The organism is Gordonia sp. PP30 (assembly GCF_023100845.1).
Lineage (GTDB): Bacteria > Actinomycetota > Actinomycetes > Mycobacteriales > Mycobacteriaceae > Gordonia.
The window spans coordinates 2,982,118-3,003,020 of the sequence record NZ_CP095864.1 but is presented as its reverse complement, the minus strand read 5'-3'; the positions used below and the strand labels follow the sequence as shown (position 1 = coordinate 3,003,020).

Annotated in this window: 6 protein-coding genes; all 6 read right to left on the bottom strand. The window is 66.3% G+C overall.

Features of this window, described 5'->3' with window-relative positions; translation table 11 throughout:
- Positions 1–105: 105 nt before the first annotated feature.
- The 6 genes from MYK68_RS13785 to proA all read right to left on the bottom strand — a co-directional run bounded on the left by MYK68_RS13785 (position 106) and on the right by proA (position 20,878).
- Positions 106–2,736 (bottom strand): phospholipase D-like domain-containing protein, encoded by a 2,631-nt coding sequence (locus MYK68_RS13785; protein ID WP_247864249.1) that lies wholly within the window; start codon positions 2,734–2,736, stop codon positions 106–108.
- Positions 2,733–4,262: a hypothetical protein gene (locus MYK68_RS13780; RefSeq protein ID WP_247864248.1), complete on the bottom strand. Its 1,530-nt coding sequence runs from the start codon at positions 4,260–4,262 to the stop codon at positions 2,733–2,735. The genes MYK68_RS13785 and MYK68_RS13780 overlap by 4 nt, the downstream gene beginning before the upstream one ends.
- Positions 4,259–6,715, bottom strand: coding sequence for a uracil-DNA glycosylase (locus MYK68_RS13775; protein ID WP_247864247.1), 2,457 nt, complete (start codon positions 6,713–6,715; stop codon positions 4,259–4,261). Before MYK68_RS13775 ends, MYK68_RS13780 begins: the two co-directional genes overlap by 4 nt.
- A complete protein-coding gene (gene pglX, locus MYK68_RS13770) occupies positions 6,667–10,248 on the bottom strand; it encodes a BREX-2 system adenine-specific DNA-methyltransferase PglX (RefSeq protein WP_247864246.1) in 3,582 nt (1,193 codons plus the stop codon). The genes MYK68_RS13775 and pglX overlap by 49 nt, the downstream gene beginning before the upstream one ends.
- Positions 10,249–14,352 carry a protein kinase domain-containing protein gene (locus MYK68_RS13765; protein ID WP_247864245.1) on the bottom strand — a complete coding sequence of 1,368 codons (4,104 nt, stop codon included), beginning with the start codon at positions 14,350–14,352 and terminating at the stop codon, positions 10,249–10,251.
- 94 nt (positions 14,353–14,446) lie between these two features.
- Positions 14,447–20,878, bottom strand: a complete 6,432-nt coding sequence (gene proA, locus MYK68_RS13760) for an anti-phage protein ProA (RefSeq protein WP_247864244.1) — start codon at positions 20,876–20,878, stop codon at positions 14,447–14,449.
- Between the last annotated feature and the right edge of the window lie 25 nt (positions 20,879–20,903).

Sequence of the window (20,903 nt, the reverse complement as noted above, 5' to 3'; positions counted from 1 at the left end):
TCGACCTGGGGGTTTGTTCGGATTCCATCGTGCCATGCCGCTCGGACACCGGCGTCCGGGCACCGCCGTAGCAGGACGATCTTGGGGTCGGACGGTTCTTCGCGCTCAACTCCATGAGGTGAGCGCGAGCGTGATCATTTGGGGGTTCACTCCGACCCGCTCGCACATCTCGGTGACCTTGGGTCCAGGCCGCGCCAATGGGCCAATGTTCGATCCGCCGGCCAGTCCGTCCGTACCAGCGAGGCGGGAACGAGGATTGCGGAACGGTCCGCTCATGGTGAACAGGCGCCACGACTTGACTGTGGTGTCTGTGTAAATCAGCGTGTCCGCGTCCCACAGCGCCGCGTAGACGCCACCGGAGGTGGTGACGATGACTGCAGCGGGGGTGCCGGTCGTGGTCAGTATCTGTGCCACCGTGCGACGGCCGGCGACGGCCTCGTCGTCGAGCAGCCAGACACCGTCAACGAACTCGGCGGGGGTGCCCGCGGCCGCGAGCAGGGCGGAGGTTTCGGCGTGCGGGTCGCTGAGCGCGGCCAATGCGCGGTCCCTCAGGCTTTTTGTGGCGGTCTCGCCGGCCACCGGACCGCTGGACTGGCCGGGGCTCAGGAGTTGGTGCTCAAGGCAGGAATCATCGGTGTTGGCGACCAGGGGAGCGAGGGCACGCCATAGACGCTGCGCTCGCAGGTCCCATTCGTTGCCGCCGACCTGGCGGAGTTCGTCGAAGAGCAGGCTGAAGCAGACGGCGAGAAGAGCACCGAGAGTGCGCTGGACCTCAGCAGGCGCCTCGGCCACCTCCGGACTGGTTCGCAGGACGTCGGTGTCTTTGGTGAGAGCGACCACATGGATCAAGTCCATCAACTCCCATGTCCAATCGTCCTCGCCGCGGAACACGTCACCGGCCAGCAGGTCCAGGTGCAACCGGAGAACGAGGAGCCGCAATCCCAAGTCGACGTCCCTGTCTCGGAGTTGCCGAACAAGGGTCCGGTCCCACCGCTTCCATTTTGGACGGAGCTCCTCGGCGACCGAGGACGCTTCTCGCCGCGCTGCCTGCCCGTCAACGGGCTGTTCGAACGCTTCTGCGTCCTCGTCCTCAGCGATGTCCGTGCCTTCATCGACGTCGATCGACCAACCCGCGGCGCTGATCTGGAGGATCGACGCCGCACCGGGAAACAACAGCCCAGCGAGAGACGGCTGCACGGTCTGCTGGAAGCTCGCCATCCACGTGCCCCAGCGATCACTGTCAGCCGGAACTCCCGCTGCCTTGGTCGGCGCCGGTGCGGATGGCTCGTCAGTGGCGCGAGCTTTGGCGGATTCCTGCAGGAGTCGCCGCATGTCTTTAGTGAATCGCTCGGCGAGTTCGGGGTCGTCGATCACCTTGTCGATGCCGTAGTCGCCGATGAGTGAGGCAGCCTTGCGTCCGGTGGGAGCCTGGCACTTAACGGTGTCGGTGATGAATGCCGTCGGCGAGACCCACACCTCGCCGGTCTCGGTAGTGAATCGTGCGCGAAGGGCGCGGCACGGCGTTGCTGGTGTCGGCACTGTTCGCCGGGTGTGCCCATTCAACCCGCTGAACCGTGCGAGGACCGTCCAGCTGTTGGGTCCACCATCTGCTGACCCCTCGAATTCTACCTTTCCAGGTGTGTTGCAGACGATCTCCACGTCGATTCCCTCGGCCACAAGACGGGCGCCCAATACAGCGATCGTCGGGACCGGTGGGGTGGAAGCCTCGTCGCTTAGGGTGTTAGCCGCAGCGAGAGTCTGGCGTGAGATCGTTTCTCCCGCAGGGAGCAACGACTCGTCGATGGTGCGGCAGGCAATAAGCTCGCAGTTGCCGCCTTGGGCGGTGCTCCGCATCAATGCGGAGACACTGAGGTTGGCGCTGCCTGTCATCGCGGTGTGCTGGCGGTCGGCGGCCCATTCGATGAGCTTGCCGTGTGAGAGCCGACCTCCCGCTTCGGACAGGTGTCGGACCTCAGCGCGGGGCGCCTGGTCCAAGGCCGCGGCCAACGTATGCCCGTCGTAGCTGGACAAGAGGGGTTGGATGCCGAGTGTGACCGAGCGTGGCCGTAGGCGGCCGATAAGTGCGCGCGCCGCCTGTGCGCGCGGATCGAAGAACGGCGCGCTCAGGCCGAGGTGATCGACGGAAGTATCGGGCAATTGCTCCAGAATCGGGGTGTGTAGATTGCCGAGGATCGTCAGGCCGTCGATGGTCGGATCGGTCGCCGCAGCGGACAGTCGACCGGCGACCTCGGTGAGGGTTGAGGCGATCCAGTGCGGAATCGACACGGCATGGGGAAGTTGGCGGAGCCAATCGGCCAGATCTGCCAGGGCTGCCGGCCCCGACTCGGTCTCGGCTTTGATGGTGAGCCAGAGCTCCCGGTTGTGGCCCCACCCAGACGTTGTTGGATTGCCTGAGCCGATGGCCACCCAGATGTCGTCTTCGCCGATCAGGAGGGCGAGCTTCGGGTGAAAGGCTCCGCTGCATAGGGCGTACCCGTGCTGGTAAATGCGTCCGGCACCGCGGACGTCGACGTCGGAGTGGACCGCGTTGTGTGCGTCGGAGAGTATCGTGATGCGAGCGCCTAGCCCGCGCGCCTGGTTAATGAAGAAATGTTCCAGGAATGCAAGGTCGACGGTGTAGCCGAGGACCAGCGCGTCGTCGAGGCGCCCAATATTGTCGCGCCATTCGGCCAGCAATGTCAGTGGCGACGAGAACTGGAAATCGATCTTGCTCATGACGGAAGGTCCAATGCGGCTCGACCGAGCTCGGTGACGGTTCGGACGCCGTCGTCCTGAACGTCAACGAGGCCGAGTTGGTGGGCGAGGCTTCCGAGTTGCTCAGTGCGCAGACCTACGTTTCCGCGGCCTTCGGTACCGGTGGCGAAGTACAGTCCTTCCCGTTCGTGGAGCTTACTGAACATGACGAGTCGGCCAGCCTGTACGGACGTTTTGCGGAGTGCCACGCGGTGCGATTGCGCCAGCATGTCGTCAACGAGAGCCGCGGCGAAGTCACCCAGCGAGGCGTCGGCGAAGTCGTTGCGGCGACCGGCGACCCAGGCCGGGGACAGGAACTCATTCGCGCCACGCGCTGAGCCACCCAGGAACGCAAGGCGAGCCGTGTCATCGGCCAACTCCGCGGAACGTTGAGCGCCGAGCAGAAGCAACCCGACCGCCCACTGGACCCCGCCGTCATCAGCGAGGCGGGCATCGATCTCGGACTCCGCGGGGAGCAGGTTCTCAAGTGTTACCCGTGTCGGTGGCAGATCCTGAAGGAAGGTTCGCAAGGAAACATCATCGACAGCTTCGCGAATCCAGTCCGAAAGATGTGCGGCGGGCACCGGACTTACGGACTCATGGACTTGTTCCACCAGCGCTGACCACAGCCACCGCCACGCGCCTACCGATCGATGTCGCAACAGGGTTCCGCGCCATGCCTGTGCCTGGTCTTCATGGGCGAGAACGGGATCGTCGGCCAGGTACGGCCCGTACCCGACTGCTTTGCGAACAACCGCGGTCCATGACGAAGTGGGTTCGCTGCCAGCAAGTTGAGTGCTCCGCGCGATGAGCCGAAAAGCAGCACGACGGGTGCCGTCGTTGCCGACCGGGGTGTCTCGCAGTGACGGCTCGCCGACCAGCAGTCCGCGAAGAGGCTCGTAGTCGGCAGAGGCGGGCCCGAAGTCCGCATAATTCGGCAGGTGTGGCAGGTCCGTTTCTGCCACCGGGCGTTCGGCGCACAGTTTCAGGAGCGGATGGAACAGCTCAAACACGGCCTCTGGGCATTGCACCTCACCCCGCCGGAATGCGCGCTTCTCCACAGCGACGCTTCCGAGGGTCACGCTGGGGCCGCCGTACTGGGACCAGAAACCCCAGGTGCGCGGCGAGTACGAACCAGCTCCCTCATCGGCGAGTTTCTGAAGACCCTTATCCATGACTGCACCGATGGTTGAGGACCCGTGCATTCCGGAGTTAGCCGGGAAGATGGTTCCCGATTCGGGATCCCACATGGACGTTAGCGCGACCCCGACCTCAGCTCGGCGCAGCAGAGTCTTGCATGCAGCAGCATCCAGACGGTTCCGTTCCGCGTACTCGGCCAATGCCCAGTACAACGAGTAGTAGCGACCGAGGTAGGTCAGGGTGGAGACTCCCGGGACGAGCCTATCGATCATGCGAAGGACGGGGGCTTCCACGGCGAGCGGATAGCGGCCGCCCCGCACATCGAGGCCGGGTGTGCACCACTGCGGTCCATCGACTTGCCAGGTCACTGCGGCGGCCGCCCATCTCGGGACTTGCCGGGCAGACGGCGGACCTGCAAGGTCTTCGGTGTTGTCGGTGCCTGCGGTTGTGTGGGGCGGGGTCCGACGAAGCGGTTCGCGATGGCGTTCACCGGCTTTCCGATGCCAGCCACCACCCGGGAGCCGATCTCGGCGACCGCGTCGCGCAGCCGGGGATCGTTGTGGGCGGCCCACTGGATCAGTTGCCCGCGGCGTGCCTCGGCGAAGGCATCGAGCTGCTGCCGCATGGTGTCGGTGTCGGCCCGCAGGTCGCGGATGGCTGACTTTCGCGCGAGTTCCAAAGGCTTGACTTCGCGAACGGCCCGGAGCTTCTCGACCGTGTGCGCATACAGTTCGACGTCTTGGCGAGCGTGGTCGGCAAGGAGGGTGCGCGCTGCCTTAATCGCGTGCGTGAGGTCATCGCCTTCGGTTTGCCGAACCCGCTCGATCCGCAGCACCTGCCACAGGTACAGGGCTTCCTGGGCGACGACTAACAGACTGAGGGAGTCGCCGAAGGCCTTGTCGCCCACAGCATCATGCAGGGTCTTGGCGCGAGCGGTGATCGGTGCTGCCGGGTCGAGGCTGTCGGCGGTCGCCGCGAGATGGGCGTGCAGTCGCGCTATCACCTGCGCCAGGCTCGGCCCGAGATGGGCGATGGCCTCCCAGTCCGTGGCGAGGAGGCGTCCGTTCTCTTCGAAGGCGTCGACGGCGCCTTGCAGCGTCCGGTAGGTGCCGACCACATCGCCTACCCGGCCGGCGTGAATCAGGGCGAGGAGCTGATTCACCTTGGTGTCCACTTGCGCGACCGCGGCTTCGACCGCGGTGATGGCGCTCTTGAGTGCCATCTGCATGGCAAACATCTGAATCGCCGCGGCCTGAGCGGGCCCGACCGGTAGCTGCTTCCACTGCAGTTGCCCGGCGATCCTGCCGCCCGCCCCCTGCACGAACATCCGGTTGTATCCACCGGTCCCCGGGACTACACCGTTGGCTTGCAGAAGCTTCAGGCTTTCCGGCGACAGCCGCACGAAGTGGCCGCGCTGCGCGGCGATGTTCGCGGCCGCGGCCCCGTGCGCCAACACGGCCGCCAGATCCTTGCGGTCAATCTCGGCGACATCGATGGCGCGGTGAGTCAGTTCAGTGAGCCGCGCGAGGTAGCCCCGAGTCAGCTCGCGGTCGCCGTACACCAGCAGGCCTTCCGGCTCCACCGCCACCGTGATCTCGCCGGCATCGGGGACCACGATCTCGCGCGAGACGGTCGCGGGCGCAGCGGTCGGACCCTCAGGGGCACGATCTGTCATCGCCGGACCTGGAATGTTCCGAACAGCGCTCGCGGCGTCGAGCAGCAGCTTCGCCTGCTCGAAGTCTGCGGCGAGCCGGCGTTCCCGACGCTCCCGTTCGGCGGGCGGCTTGCCAGCAATCACCTTGGGGCTGGTGTGATAGGTCTTGATCGCGGTGACGCCGGCGACGATCTCGGGGTTGGCTTTGGTCAACAACTCCCATGCCCTCCATGCCGCCTTCCCATGCAGCAGGACCACGTCGAGATTGGGCAGCAGCCGACACAGTCCAGCGAGTACGGGCGTTCCGCGCCGCAACTGCTCGTCGGTCGGACCGTTCCGGGTGGTGCCGAGATACCAGGGATAGGCGTTCCACGATTGCGTCTCGGCGACGTCGATGTCGACGCCGCCGAGCAGGTTCAGGTATCGGGCGGCACTCGGGTCCGGGTTTTCCACACTGAGCATTCCAGTGCCGTGCTCGACGCGGGTCTTGGGGCCGGGGTCCTGGAAGACCGAGAGCAAGCGGGCGTTCACGCCCCCGTAGGTGGGGGCCACATACGGCAGCCACTCGCCGGTCATCTTGACCAGGTTGTCGACGTACTCGTTGATCGGCGCAACGTGCGGCGCATAGCGTCCCGCCAAGAGCAGGGATCGATGGGCGGGATCACCGCCGCGCTGGGCGACCGGGGCCGGGTAGGACATGACCGGCGGTGCGGCTGAGTCAACGCGGGGTTCCCCGGGTGCCGAGCGACCCCGGAGTCGGGTCTGCGGGAGTGCCCGGCAGATCGGTCCCTCGTCGGTTTCGCAGACGACCAGACCCCACCACGATTTCTGCTGGTCTCGGCGCCAGTGCAACAGGATTCCGGGCTCCTCGTTGGTGTCGGTGAGGATGACGCACTCTTTGGTCCAGGTGAGCGACCCGAGAGTGTCCGACAGTTCAGGTAGACAAAGGACGCAGGGGATGCCGGTCCGACGGGCCCGGTAGGTGCTGACATCGTCGACACCGGCGTGCGGGTCGGTGAGTTGGGCGAGGTTCAGATCTTCCAGGAGGACCGGGCACTTCGCCTTCACGTGATAGACGTCGTGCGGGATGCCGCCGGGTACTGTCCGGAATACCACCGCTAACCCGTCTTCTTCTGTCGTCCCCGCGTCGCTTTCGGCGGGCGCCATGCCGACAGATCGGGGATGGGCACACCGGTGGCGGCAGATTTCTCGGCAAGCTGACCGGCGAGGTAGTCGGCGAGGTCGACGCCGAGGTTCGGGTCGACACCGGAATGCCATTGCCGAACCCACGGCATCAGTTCGGCGATCCCGGCGACGACGGGCACCAGCTCGGGCAGCGCGGTGCCCTCCTGCTCGCGCTGCGCATAGATGGCGGCCAATGCCAGGCCTTGCTGGGCGTGGTTCCAGCCGGCCCAGCCCAGCAGCGGAGTGGGGTCGGTGGCGCGCCCGGCACCCGGGTAGGAGATGAAGCGCTCTTTGGGGACGTCGAGCTTGCCGCGGTGCGACCAAAACGACTGCTTCACAAAGTCGGCACCGCTGTACTTGGGGGGCACCGGAATGTCGGTGGCCTGGATGAGTCCGGCATCCTCGTCGCGCTGCAGCGACCACACCTGCTCCCACTCGGCACGTTTCCGCAGCCCAGAATCCTTGTAGCGCAAGGCCGCCAGATAGGGGACCGGCTCATCCTTCAGCAGTGCCAGCAGAGTGTCGGTGACCGGGGCGTCGCGTTTACCGGCCCACAGATCCAGGGCCGTGAGGAACCGCGCGTCGGTCTCCACCAGGCCGGCCAGCTCGGCCACCGACCGTACCTGCGGGGTGCCCTGCGGCGTGAACCACAACTCGGGGGCTTCCAGCCGGTCGAGGAGCCAATCGGCCAGGGCCTGCTGGACTTTGGTGTCCCACGACTCACCCGCCCACCGCCGCTTGTATTCGGGGCGCTCCAGCAGCCGGATGAACGGATTCGACTCGATGACGGCCAGCCGTCGCTCCACCAACTCGCGGTATTCGGCCGGCCAGTGCGCGGGGATCTCGGTGATCGGGGTGGAGCCGTGGCGGGAGAACCACGCCGTCTCGGCATCGCCGGCGGCGATCTTGCGGGCCAAGGCGATCTCGAAGGTGCGCTCACCCAACGAGATCCCAGGGGCCTGCCCGACCGGGAGGAACAGGTCCTCGTCGATCAGCCCGTAGTTGCGGTACACCTCCCAATCGAGCTCCTCCTGCTCGGCGATCAACAACCCGCGCAGCCGGGCGTGCTCGGCGCGGGCGGCGTCGATGATCCCGCTGGCTGCGCCACCCGATTCGAGCGCAGCCGCAGGCTCCTGCGCCGCCAGCTCGTGGGACAAGCTATCGATTCGCGTGGTCCGAGCCAGCGGAGCCGACGATGGCAGCGGAAAGTCCTTCAGCGTGGTACCAGTGAACTCGAAGAATCTCTCCCATTCTTCCGACGCGATCCCTCCGCCAATTCCGCCGTTGCCCTTGTCGTGGCTGTTCTGTTTGAGCCAGAAGCAGGCGGTGGAGCTGTTGAGGGTGCCCAGCAGGCGCAGATGATCGTCCTCGGTGGCGCCCTCGGGCAGCTTGATCACCGGCGCGGACTGCTTGAACACCTTGCCGCCGCGGTCGAGCACGAAATGGTTGTGCGTGGCGACAAAGGCGAAGGTGATGGACAGGGGGGTCGGATCTTTCGGGAGCTGATGCCACTCGTACCAGGGACGTGAATCGGTGAAGTAGGTTCCCTTGGTGAAGGTGGCGCGATTCCCAAGTTCGGTACGAAACGGCCAGAGGTACCGTGCTGCTGCTGGAGTGGATATGAGCGGGTTCAGGTCGTGACTGTCTGAATATGGAAACCATGCATGCTCCCCTGGGATGAGCGCAAAGTCGCGTACTTCGTCGCCGACGGTTAATGGCCGGAAGGTTGCGGTTTCGAGGTGTGCGCGCGTCGGCATTGCCGCTGGAACAGCCATCACCGCGTCCGCGCCCATGACACCAAAGAAGCCGATGCGTGTGACGAGTTCCCCGAGTTTTCGGGTGGCTGCGGCGTTGACACCTGCAAGCAGTTCCACGGCACCGCCACCGGAAAGGCTCCAGGGGTGTTCGCGGAGGTTCTCACGGGGGAGGTCGGTGACGGAGATCCACTGGTCTTCGTAACCGGGCTCGTCGACGTGGGTGATGATCGAACTCCATACTTTGCCTTCGGCGGGATTCGCCGGCGCGCCGGGTTCGCCCTGAATGCCGAGGACGGCACGGACCGTGTCGCGTACCGCCGACTGGTTGCGGCCGACGAGGATCACCGTGGGGGTGCCGTGGCCGGGGATGTAGGCGCCGGACGTATCGGCGACCAGACGCAGGTCTTTGCCGACGAGGAACTGCTCGATCAGCGGGACACCGAACTCGCGCTTCATGAACGAGTTGGCGGTGATCTGCCCGACCCAACCCGCCCGGTCACCGGGTTTGGCGAGGTCGAAGAACTTCTCCATGAAAGGAACGGTGAGGGCGTACTTGCCCTTGCAGTAGTGGTAGATCTCCCGGTACCGGGTGTTGAGGGCCTTGTCTTTCACGGTGATGTACGGCGGGTTGCCGACTACGGCGTCGTACTGGCCGGGCGCGAGGAAGGTTCGCAGTCGGTCGACGTCTTCGGTGGCGTAGGCGAAGCCGGAGACCACGACATCCTTGTCGAAGGCGGCGTCGCCGTAGTCGAAGGCGGTGGCACCACCCTGCTCGGCGCCGTACAGCAGAGAGTCGCCGCTGGCCAGGTTCAGGGTGAAGTTCGGGGCATTGACCAGAGACGATTCTCCGCACGCCTGCAGGGCGGCGACGATGAGCCGGAACCGGGCGATGGCGACGGCGAACGGATTCAAATCCACGCCGTACACCGAGGCGAGCGCGTTGTTCACTCGGGTGCGGATCGGCAGCGCCGGGGCCTGCCGATGCCAGCGGTCGGTCAGCCGGGCGAAAGCGCCGAGGAGAAAGTGGCCCGACCCGCACGTCGGGTCGATCACCCGGAAATCCTCCAGTGGGCGGTCACGCAGGGCCGGTTCCAGGGTCTGGTCCAGGATGAAGTCCTCGACGAACTCCGGGGTCTGCAGGAGCGCGTACTTCTTCTTCGCGTACTCCGACAGGTCCTGGTAGAGGTCGCCGAGGAAGCGGGTGGAGAGCTGTGGATCGTCGAACCGCCAGACCAGGTCGCCGGCGTCGTCGGTCCGACGCCAGAAGCCGAGCACCTGGTGGATCGCGTCGGAGCTGGGGGCGAGGAGGTTGAGTGCGGCGTGCTCGTCGACCAGCGACGCCGTCGCCGGGAACTCACGCAGTGCGGCGAAGGCCTGTTCCAGCCATTCCCGATACGAGAAGTCCGGGTGCTGCCGGTAGAACGCCTGCTCGGCGTCGACGGCCCGCTGCCGCAACACGGCATCGGGGTGGGTGATCCACACCGCGTCGTCGCCGAGGAGCCGGTTGTCTTCGCAGAACCGGACGAACACCGAGGTGAGCAACCAGCCGACGGCGGCCTGGGTCAGTTGGTCCTCGGACCAGTCGGTCCAGGAGACGGCGGTGCGCTGCTCGGTGACCGCGCGCCGGTGCTCGTCACGCCACGCCTGCTCGAGCGCCGGCTCGGCGCTGAGTTTGGCGCGCAGATCGTCGGTCAGCAGGGCCAGCTGCGGCTTGAGGGCGGTATTGAGGCCGGTGCCGTCGATGGTCGCCAACGCCATTTATGCGTTCTCCTTCGAGGTGATGCGCTCGCGGGTGAGCAGATCACGTAGAGACGGTTCGTCCACCAGAACGAACTGCGCCGGGGTGGAGCGGGGCAGGGTGGTGCCGTCGACCACGGCGCCGGGCGCGCCGCCGGATTCTGCCGGCTGCGGGATCAGCGCCCACACCGGATGGGGGATGTGGTGTGAGATGTCGACCCACTCCTGCAGGACGCCGAGTTGGCCGTAGGCGGCCAGGGTGGACAGGTCAGTGAGCACCACGGGGCCGTCCACCGCGCGTACCGCGTCGACCAGAGTCGGCACTGCCTGGGCGACGAAACCCTGCAACCCTTCGCGGTCGGCGGCGGCGCCGGCATCGGCGGCCAGAATCTGATCCCAGGCGATGTTCCGCTGATCGGCCCGCCGGTGCAGTTCCGTCAGAAGCAGTTCGGTCACGTCGATGTGGGTCGCCCCGAACTGTGTGACCAGTGCGGCCGCGACCTGATCGGACGCATGCATCGGCACTCCGAACGCCCGGAATGCGGGCTCGCGTAGGCTCTCGCGGATCACCCGATCCAGGTCGGTGGTGGACGCGTCGCGCACCGCCGGCGTGCCGCTGAACGACTTGTGAGTCGGCACGTGCGTGTAGCGGCTCTGGGCATCGGCGAAACCGTAGCGTTCGATTTCGCCGAGCCAACTCATGCCGGGCGTCACCGTCGCGATCAGATCGTCGAGCTCCGGGCGGGCCGGCAGTCGCTTGGACAGCTGCGGGAAGCGTGCGGCCAGCCGGGAGCGCAACTCCTTCGGGCTGAAGGAGTCGGCCTGCGACAGGCCGGTGAGAACCAAGCGCAGTGCATCGGCGATCGGCAGCGCAGGCGAATGCAGTTCGTCACGCGCTGACAGCGTCACCTCCGTCGACGAGTCGGCGGCCAGCCGGAGCAGCACATAGCCGGGGATCTCCACCTGCCCGGCACTGATGTCGAAGACCCCGGCCGTCACCGACTGGAGCGGCCGAACCGCATCGGCGGCGCCCACCAGATGCAGGCCCTGTCCCTCGGCGACGGACAGCAGGCGCTGCGCCTCGTGGGCCAGCGCGGCCGGCAAGCGGCGGGCGATGGGGGGAACCGCGGCGCTGGCGATCATCGCGACCGATCCGGTCGACTGGCGGCGCACCAATCGCAACGCAGACTCGGTGCCGCTGGCCTGCGAGGCCAGAATGAGCCGCAGCACGCCGAGTCCGGTGCGATGGGCACGCGACGGATCCGCGGTGGTGAGTGCTCCGACCAACTCCCGCGCCAACAGATCGGGGGTGCTGACCCCGCCGGTCGAGGCGAGGAAGTCGACGATCCGGCCGTGCAGTTGGTCGACGGTGGCGGCCAGCCGGGGGTTCTTGGTCCACAGGGTCGGGAACTCGCCGAAGATCTGCGCGATCCGGCCGGCCGTGACGTCGAGCAGCGGCACCAGGACCTGATAGGTGACGAACGGATCGTCCGGGGCGTCGTCCCGGCTGCCCAGAATCAGTTCGGTGACCTGGCGCCGCATGGTCTGCGGCTTGGCCGCCGCCGCCTTGGCGAACTCGACGGCCAGCACCTCCAGGGAGGTGTACGGCTCGGCCGCGCCGCCGCCGCCCGTCGGGCGAGGCGCTGCGGGCGGGGACGCCGGTGGCGGTGCGGTGTTGCCGGTGGTGATCGAGGCCGGCGCGGCTGGGCGTTTCGCGGTGAACACCGCCAGCCAGGCCGAGCGCATGGTGGCCGTGGTGTCGAAGCGGGCGCCGGAGTCGCGGGCGAGCGCGGTCCGGAAGAAGGCTGCCAGGGCCTCGGCGCGGGTGCGCGAGTAGGTGCCGAAATCCTCGGGCACCACCGCGACATCGTCGGTGAGCACCCGCGGATCGCTCATCCCGTCGCCGTAAGCGGGGGTAGAGCTGGTGGCCATCTCGTAGAGGACCACCGCGGCCGCGTACCGTTCGGCCGCCGAATCGTAGGCGGTGCGCCGTCCGGCGCCGAGAAACGGATCCCGGTACGGAGGGGTGCCGGCGTCCAACTGATCGACCGGGGTCCGGGAGAGGGAGAAGTCGAAGAGGGTCAGCCGGTACTTGACTCGTCGTTCCTCGGCCCGGGTGAGACCGAGGTTGGATGGTTTGATGTCGCGGTGGGTGAGGCCGGCCGCGTCGAGGGCGGTCAGCGCGTCGAGCAGATCGGTGCCCCACGCTTTGAGCTGCGCTTCGGCCAGCGCGGTGAAGCGGACCACGTCGGCGAGGGTCTGCTCGCCGCAGTCGCTCAACAGCAGAGCGGTACGCTCGCCGAGCTGCAACGGCCCCTCGATCAGTTCCACCACACCCGGTACCGGCGGGGACTGGCGGGCGAGCGCGGTCAGCACGTCGGCTTCGTCGTGCAGTCGGGTCGCGGCGGCGTCGTCGCGACCCACTTTGAGGACCCGTTGTACATCGTCACGGCGATCGGTCACCAGGATACCGCGGGCGGTGGATCCCGAGCCCAACAGTTTGTGCACCTCGAACCGGTCGGCGAGGACCGCGCCGATCGGCGGCGAGAGCGGGTCGGCGGCTGCGGCGCCGCCGGACGGTTGCCGGTCGCGGCGATAGTCGGCGAGCGCGGCAACCACCTGCTGCGCACCGAAAGTCGGGCGCTTGGTCTTGGGATCGATCCCCACGCGCCGCGATACCGACGGGTCGGTGAGGCGCAGGATGAGCTGGCGGAGTTGCTCGTCGACGAACTGTGCGGATTCGGCCGCCAGGTCCAGACCCTGTTCGCGTTGCAGACGGCTGAGCAGACCAGCACGGGTGTGGGCGGGGCGCTGCCCACCGGAGAGCAGAAAGTAGGCGAGGGCGCCGAGGGAGAAGATGTCCAGGGCGAGCCGGTCGGCGTCGGGTGACCAGCGTTCCTCCGGCGCCTGGAACACCTCATCGGTGTCGGCGGCCCCGGAGGTGGCATTGGTGTTGCCCAGCGTGGTCACCGACGTTGTGTCGTCGCTGTGAATCCGGCCGGCCCACGACCAATCCACCAGCTTGACCGACACGGTGCCGGATGTCAGGGCGGCCGCGTCGATCAGGACCGATGAGGGCCCCAGCCCTCGGTGGGCGACCCGGTTCCGGTGTGCATACGCCAGTGCCTCGGCGACCTGCGACAGAATGTCGAGTTGCTGTGCGGCCGTCAGCGGGGTGTTCACCAGGACCAGATCGAGTGGGTCGAGGCCTTCGGTGACCGGATAGATGAGGACCGTGTTGCCGTCGTCGTCTTGCACCAGATCTTCAGGCGCGACGATCGACTCGTGCCGCAGCGCCGACAGCAGCGAGAACTCGCGCGACATCCGGCGGTGCGCCGCCGCGCGAGAATGCGTGGGGGTGCCGGGTGCGAACGACACGATGCGCGCGATGCCCCGCTTCTCGCTGCTCTTGTGGTGGGCGAGCCGTTCTTGCCAGTCGTCGCCGGTGGCCAGCGGGGGGCCGGTGATGGTCCACGAGCCGGCGTCCCGGGTGGTGCGACGGGCCACACCCAGCTCCTTGAGAGCCAGCACGACGATCAACTCGAGGTCTTCGCGCATCGGCCGGGACTGTGAGGGCGGCTCCAGCACGCGGCTGGCGATGCCGGGAAGGTTCGTCTCATCCTCGAAGCCGTCGGCGCCGAACAGGCCGTGCATGGCGATGGTGGGGAGGTCGGCGCGGAAGTCGCTGGCGTGCAGGAACACCGACTCTTGAATGAACGGCAGCGCCCGCCGGACCTCGTGCGGGTTCATCCCCGTCTCTATCGCGACCTGGCGCGCCTTCTCTTCCAGGCGGGTGGCGAGACGCTGTGCTTTGCGTCGGGTGATGAGCAACGGCGAACGCTGGGTGCGCTGCGCACCACTGGGCAGGGTGCGCACCCAATTGTTCTCGTCGCCGCGCAGGACCCCTTGGAAGTGCTTGAGCTCGATCAGATGCAGGCGTCGCCGGCCGAGGACCAGCGCGTCGACCTCGTGCCATTGGCCGTGGTTGTCCAGGAACTCGAAGTTCGACCAGGCCCGATACGGAGCCGCATCCGGCAGGACGTACCGGAGCAGGTCCAGCCCCTCCTGCTCATGGGGGAAAGCCGACTTGGAGACTTCGATCCACCGGTCGTCGCCGAGTGCCACGGTCTTGTCGTCCTTTACCCTTGGGCCCCGTGTGTCGGGGCGTGCTCGCCATGCGGCAGCAATCTGCCGTGATGTTACCGAGAGCTACGCTCAGTCAGCGGCGTCTGTCCGCGACGAAGCGGTCACGCAAGTCGCTCAGCGTCAGCCCACTGGCAGTGTGCCAGTAGAGCCAGCCGTTTGTGCTGATCCCGCGGTTGGCGGCGATCGCGGCCTTTGACGGTGAGGAAAACACCGTCCCGGCGATGTGCAGGGTGCCGTCGCTGCGCACCGTCGCTTGCGACTGCCGATCTCGGGACCACAGGGACTCGTCCTCGGAGAGGAGACCCGCGCCGAGCAAGTCGGCGATCGAGGTGGTGTGCGTCGTGCGTGAACGAAACCGCGGCGAAGGTGATGGTCCCGGTGCCGAGGCAATCACAGATATGGCAGTCGGGGTACTGAGCGTGAGCCGGTCCCAGCGCAGACCGAGCTCAAGTGCTGCGGCCATACGGTCGCGGATTCCCGCCGTCAACTTGGCAATCCCGAAGTGTCCGAGGCTACGGCGAATCAGGTCTTCCTGATCCCGCACTCCGCCGTTCGCCGTGTATTCGAGTGCGTTGACGATCTCCTCGGTGCAGATCTCCTCGAACCTCCGCTTGTCCGGTGATTCGGTCGCGGACGTCTGAAAGACCGACCACACGCCGGGATCGAGGTCGGTCGGCCAGACGAAGCGGCCGGAGAGTGGATCGCTGCGGAGCATCGCGCGCGGAATCTGCTCGGCGACCAATGCGCGGCGAGTCCGGTGGGCTTTCGCGATGCCGAAACGCCGCACGATCCGGCCGCACAGCTCGTCGTGCTCGACGGGTCCCTCCACCTTCACCGTCTCGACGATCGCCTCCCGGATCGCCCGTCGGGTGCTGGGCGTGGGGACGTCCAGATCGTGCTTCATGCCGAGCGGCGAATCGTCGTGCCGAACGAAGGGCCGCGGGGTGGGTTCGGTGCGTCCGTTCTTGGTGACCGTAGTGGCGGCGGCAGCCTGGTCATGACTCTGATCGTCGAAGGCTTGAGACGCGCCGGGAGTCGGCGTCGGATCAGGCGTGTCGTCACCGGGGGACGTCACCACGATGGGCGGCAGGGACGAGAGTGGGGCGGCCTGATAGATCACTCGATTGCCCGACGGATCCTCCGTCGCGGCGTGGCCCTCCTCGTCGGCCCTGGCGCTGATGGTGTCCGCTTGTTCGGCGATGCCGACACCTGTGCTCCAGTCTGGTGAAGCCGGAGCATCCGGCGCATCGATGGTCGCGTCGGTGACCGGTGCAGACGTGGCGGCCGCTTCCTCAGCACTGCGCGCCGAGGCCTCGTGCGCCTCTTCGAGGCGATCGAACTCTGCCGAGTCGAGGGCCTCGGCTATACGATCCAGCACGGTGTCCCGGTTCTGCAACCAGTCGGGCAGCCACACCCGGTGAACACTGTGCCAGCCCATTCTGCTCAGCAGCCGGGGAGTCAGGTCGCGGTCGTTGACCGTCGCTCGGCTACCCCACGTGGGGCCGTCGAGCATGATGGCGACCTGCCACTGATCTGACTGCGGCGTACGGACGGCGATATCGACGACGAAGTCGGACATCCCGTAGTTGCGGCGAATCTGGAAGCCTCGCTCGCGCAGGGCGGAGGCGATGTCTTCTTCGAGTCCAGCGGTGTGTGTGTCGTTCTCCTGCGTCGTGCCCAGGGTGGCGGCTGCGGCCGTTTCCAGATAGGCGCGCAGATCGGCCATGCCCTTCGACCGGGTTCGGGCCAGGTCGATGTCGGAGGGGTTGAACGAACTGAAGATGATCACCTTGCGGCGGGCACGGGTGATGGCGACGTTGAGTCGCTTCTCGCCGCCGCTGCGGGTCAGCGGGCCGAAGTTGAGCGGGAGCTGATCCTCCCCGGGCTTCTTTGAGAATGCGGTCGAGAACAGAATCACGTCACGCTCGTCGCCCTGGACGTTCTCGAGATTCTTGACGAATAGGCCATCCTCGGCGTCCGGTGCGAGAAGCGCGAGGATCGTCTCGTCGGCGGTGGCTTCGAGAAGGTTCAGAATCATGTCTTGCTGCTGGCGGTTGAACGTCACCACGCCGATGCTGCGGGTGGGGGCAAGGGCGACACGCCGTTGGATTTCGGCGACGATCGCTTCGGCTTCCACCCGGTTGGTGCGGAAGTCGGCCTTCTTATTCTCTCGATTGAAGTGACCGTTCACGCGCCGCAGTTCGACACCCGCATCGGCAGCCGCGCCTGGACTCGGCAGAGTGGCAAGCTTCGACTCGTAATACTTCTCGTTCGAGAACGCGATCAGCGACTCGTCCTCGCTGCGATAGTGCCAGGTCAGATTGATCGGCGGCACCCCGGACTCGAGACATTCGTCGAGAATGCTCTCGGCGTCGGGGAACGTGGCGGCGTCAGCGTCGTCGTCTTCGTCGTCATCGAGTGTCCCGGTGACGACACCGATCGTGGTCGGCGGCATCTGTTTCGGATCGCCGACGATCACCGCGGATTTCGCGCGCCCGATAGCGCCGATCGCCTGCGCCACGGTGACCTGGGAGGCTTCATCGAAGACGACGAGGTCGAACATGATGGAGCCCGGCGGAACGTACTGGGCGAGCGCGGTGGGGCTGACCAGGAAACACGGCGTTGCCGCCTGGATCTCCGGGCCGTAGTCACGCACCAGCGACCGGATGGACGCCGCGTTCCGCTTGCCGTCAAGTGAACGTCGGAGCGCCCCGTACCGGCCCGTCAGATGATTCGGGTCGAAAGGCCTCGCGGCGGCAAGCCGGGAGGGGAGGGTTTCTCGGACAAGCTCGCGCATACGATCCGACGATGCAGCGAAGTCGTCGACCTGCCCATCCTGGACACTCGCACGGAAATCCGTCAGACCTGCAGTAGCGGTGCGCTCGTTCATCGACGCGCGGGACAGGCCCGCCAGGAATCGCGCTTCAGCCTCGTCGGCCGGTATCTGCCCGTTCATCAGTTGTGCAGCGATCTCGTGGAGGCCGAGCTGGTACAAGGGGGACAGCACTGTTTCGAGTTTGATCGTGCTGGAGACTATTCCGGGCCCATGGCTGGTCAGGTCGGTGGACCAGAGTGGTTGGGTGGCCTCCCATGCGGTGAGCCAACTGCGGCCCCGCCGCCACCGCTTGAGTGTGTCGTCGGTAGCACCAACGGTGCGTTCCCAGTCGGACCATGCTGCGGAGGCTGCTCGGAGCACTTCTATGATCGGGGTCCCCAGTGGGTCGGACTGCCGGAGGCAGTGCCAGATCTCGGGGTGTTGTTCGGCGAACTCCCGGCTGGTGTGCAGGGACCGAACCACCGACTTCAACGACTGCGCGGCACCCGGGCGCAGCGGGTCCCACGATGTGGGGAGTTGCGGGCCGAGGACGGCAACGAGAGATGACCGCACATGCTCGCGTTGAGCGCGCAGAGAGGGGATCTGGTCCAGCAGGGCGGGTGCGTGCTCGAGAGGAACTTCGACTCCGGCCAGGACAGCCGCGCGCAGTTGCCGCCGTGCGTCCTCGGCCCGTCGCTTCTTTCCGAAGATTCCCTGCTGAGCTTCGCGGAGGGTAGTGGCGAGCTCGGCCGCATCGCCGTCGGCCAGGAAGCTACTGGGGAAGATCTGCGACAACTGGGCCGTCTGCGTCTGAAAACGTTCAAACTCGGCGTGCGCGGCTTGGTAACGGTGAAGCCAATCGGCAGTGTTCAGCTCGGCGAGCCGGGTTTCGGTGACCGGTACCGTGATCACTTCGGCGTCGAACCTGCCGACGAGCCGGTCGATCTTCTGAGGGCTGTCGAGAGTGACAGCGATCCCGCGGGCAACCGGATCGTTGACGAGGCGGTGCAGTGCCGAGGCCAGTCGGCCGGCGTCGGCGTCGATCCGCGCGGTGTCGATGGCGGTTGCGATGACCCACGGGTTCTCTGGTCTAGTGAGTTCCGGCGTGGCGAGCCGGCCGAAGGCGACGAGTGCACTGCGGACCTGCTCGGCTTGTTCATGCGTGGCGGTGCTGACGAAGCGGGCGGGGAGGGGGAAGAACGCTGCCGCCGGATCTCTGGCGACGCTGTCGGCGGACCTCCACAGCGAGTCGCCCACCGAGTTGACCTCGTGGATTTTGCTCGGGTAGCCGGCCAATCGGTTGTGGTGGATCTTCCACTTCGCATGCTCGGACTGCCAGGTCCGATCGTTGTGTTGCGCAGTGAATTCCAGGGCCGTCTTCAACTGCTCGCGAATGCCGTCGCTCGTTTGGCTGGCACCGTGAAGATTGAGTGTGAAGGGTGCCAGACCGGTCTTGTCCAGCCGGCTTCGAACCACATCGAGGGCGGCTTGTTTCTCAGCGACGAACAGTACGGTTCGGCCGGCGGCCAGATTCCGGGCGATCAGGTTGGTGATCGTCTGCGATTTGCCGGTGCCGGGTGGCCCCTGCAGGACAAAGGTGCGGCCCATGGCGGCGAGCTCAACTGCTTTGAGCTGGGAGCCGTCGTACTGTACGGGAAGCGGCTCGCCGACTTCGTCGACGTCGATGGAGCCGAGCGGCGCATCCGACGCAGCTTCGGGGTCGATGAAGGATTCGCCCGCGGTGTAGGTCAGATGCCTGACGAGGGGACTCTTCTCCAATTCGGGCCAATGCTCGTGCAAGTCTTGCCACATCCCGAACGTGCCGAACTTGCAGATGGCCACGGCGGCTGTCGCCTCGATCCGGAAACTGAGATTGTTGTCGAGGAGGCCCTGCCGGATTCCACGAAGCGCAGCGTCGATGTCAATACCGGATTCGTCGGTGGGGGGAGTGCTCAGATCATCGATCACGACGTTGTGCGCCACCCGAAGCCACTCGGTGAGGCAGTAATTGGGTGTGGCGATGCCCGAGGTATCGGCGACGACCTCGAAGCGCGCGTTGCCGGTTCCGCCGGCGAGCCGCACCGGAAGCAGGAACAACGGTGCGTGTGCTTCGCGGCCGTTGGAGGTGCGATGAACGAGCGATCCGAGCGTGAGGTAAAGGTTGGCGTTGCCGGTCTCTTCCGCGAGGGTGCGGGCGGTGCGCTGCAGGTGCTTGAAAGTGCGCGTGTAGGCGTCCGACGACACTGCGGCGAAGGCTTCCTTCCGCTTGGTCAACACACTGACGACATCGTTGGGCTCGAGGTCGGCGGCCGTGCGGACGCCGCTGAGAATCTGCATGCCGGCGAGATCGTCGTTGGGCCGAAGCGTGATCTTCTTCCCGGCGTGCACGAGGTCGTCGATCTGGGCCAGCGTCTTGCCGTCGACGGTGAGATAGACGACCTCGCGTGACGCACGCAGATTCAGCAGGCGGTTCCGAGTGCTGAGGTCGAGGAGCGCGCGCTTCCACTGTTTGACTCGAGGTGGCGCATCATCCGTCACATCGAGGACCTGGTCGCCTTCTCGGACCACAGTGAGTGCATCCGGGAGGGAAAGGTCGGCGGTCCGCGGCTGGGCGATGGCGGCCGGACGATCTGCTTCCACCGCATGGATCGACGACTGCCGAGGGAAGGGCTTGACGCCCGCGCGGCGCGCGGCGTGAACATCGACGAGTCCGAGGTGCTTCTCCGGCGTAGTCAGGTGGCGGTTGGCCTGATCTGTTGCCGCGCGGAACGTGATCGCCTTGTCGCCGCCGTAGAAGGCCGCCTCGACGATCACCGCCCGGCCTGACTCGGCAAGGGTGACCATCTGGTTCGGTTCGCGCATCACCGGGTTCGGTAGCGCGACCTTGTCGCGCATGAAACCGGCGAAGGCGTGTCCATCGATGATCCACACGATCGGGTGTAGACCGGCCTCTTCCAGACAGGATGCGTACAGCGTCGCGAGATCCAGGCATGTTCCGAAGCGCTCGTCGAGCACGTGCTTCGGCGATCGGATCTTCTGGCCGTGGTTCTCAAACGACGCGGGTGGTTCGATGTACCGGATCGTGCGGGCGGCCAACGCCTCATAGATCGCCGCGGCGATGGTGCCGGCGCGCGCTGGTCCGGCTTGATAGCCCTGGATGGCGCTGTCGCCGGTGCCGGCTTCGAGGATGTCGGAGGCGTCGCTCAGCACAGTACTGATGGCAGGGTCGTTCGGTTCGACGAACGTGGCCAGGGAATCGAGGCAGAAGTCGGCGGCGAACCACTCGTTGTGGGCCAGCACCGTCACGGGGAAAGCGAGCCTGAGTTCTGGGGCGTCAGGTCGCGAGACGACGACGCTCAACTCAACGGGATACGCCTCTGCTTGCAGATGAAGATGCGTTCGGCTCGGTGTCAGATCGTGAAGCATGTCCCAGGTCATCGTTGCCCCGGGGCGGAGACTGTCGACGGTCGCCGACCACTGAGGCAGCTCTCCATTGGAGAGTCCGATCAAGGCTGCCGACAGATGGACGTCGCGGAGTTCGGCCTCGCCGTCGTTCCGGATCTGGATCTGCGGCACCAGCGGGACCCCATTGTGGACCAGTGCCAGATTGACGACGGGATGTGCCGTGACGGTGACCGACAGGGTCTCGTCACTGATGTCGTGCTGTGGTGTCAGGATCGGTTGCGTCATGCTTTGTTCCGTCTTGAAGGCCCGA

Coding starts and splice junctions, on each gene's coding strand:
- MYK68_RS13775 (WP_247864247.1), bottom strand. CDS start 6,715: ATGGCGCCCGCCGAAAGCGACGCGGGGACGACAGAAGAAGACGGGTTA.
- pglX (WP_247864246.1), bottom strand. CDS start 10,248: ATGGCGTTGGCGACCATCGACGGCACCGGCCTCAATACCGCCCTCAAG.
- MYK68_RS13785 (WP_247864249.1), bottom strand. CDS start 2,736: ATGAGCAAGATCGATTTCCAGTTCTCGTCGCCACTGACATTGCTGGCC.
- proA (WP_247864244.1), bottom strand. CDS start 20,878: ATGACGCAACCGATCCTGACACCACAGCACGACATCAGTGACGAGACC.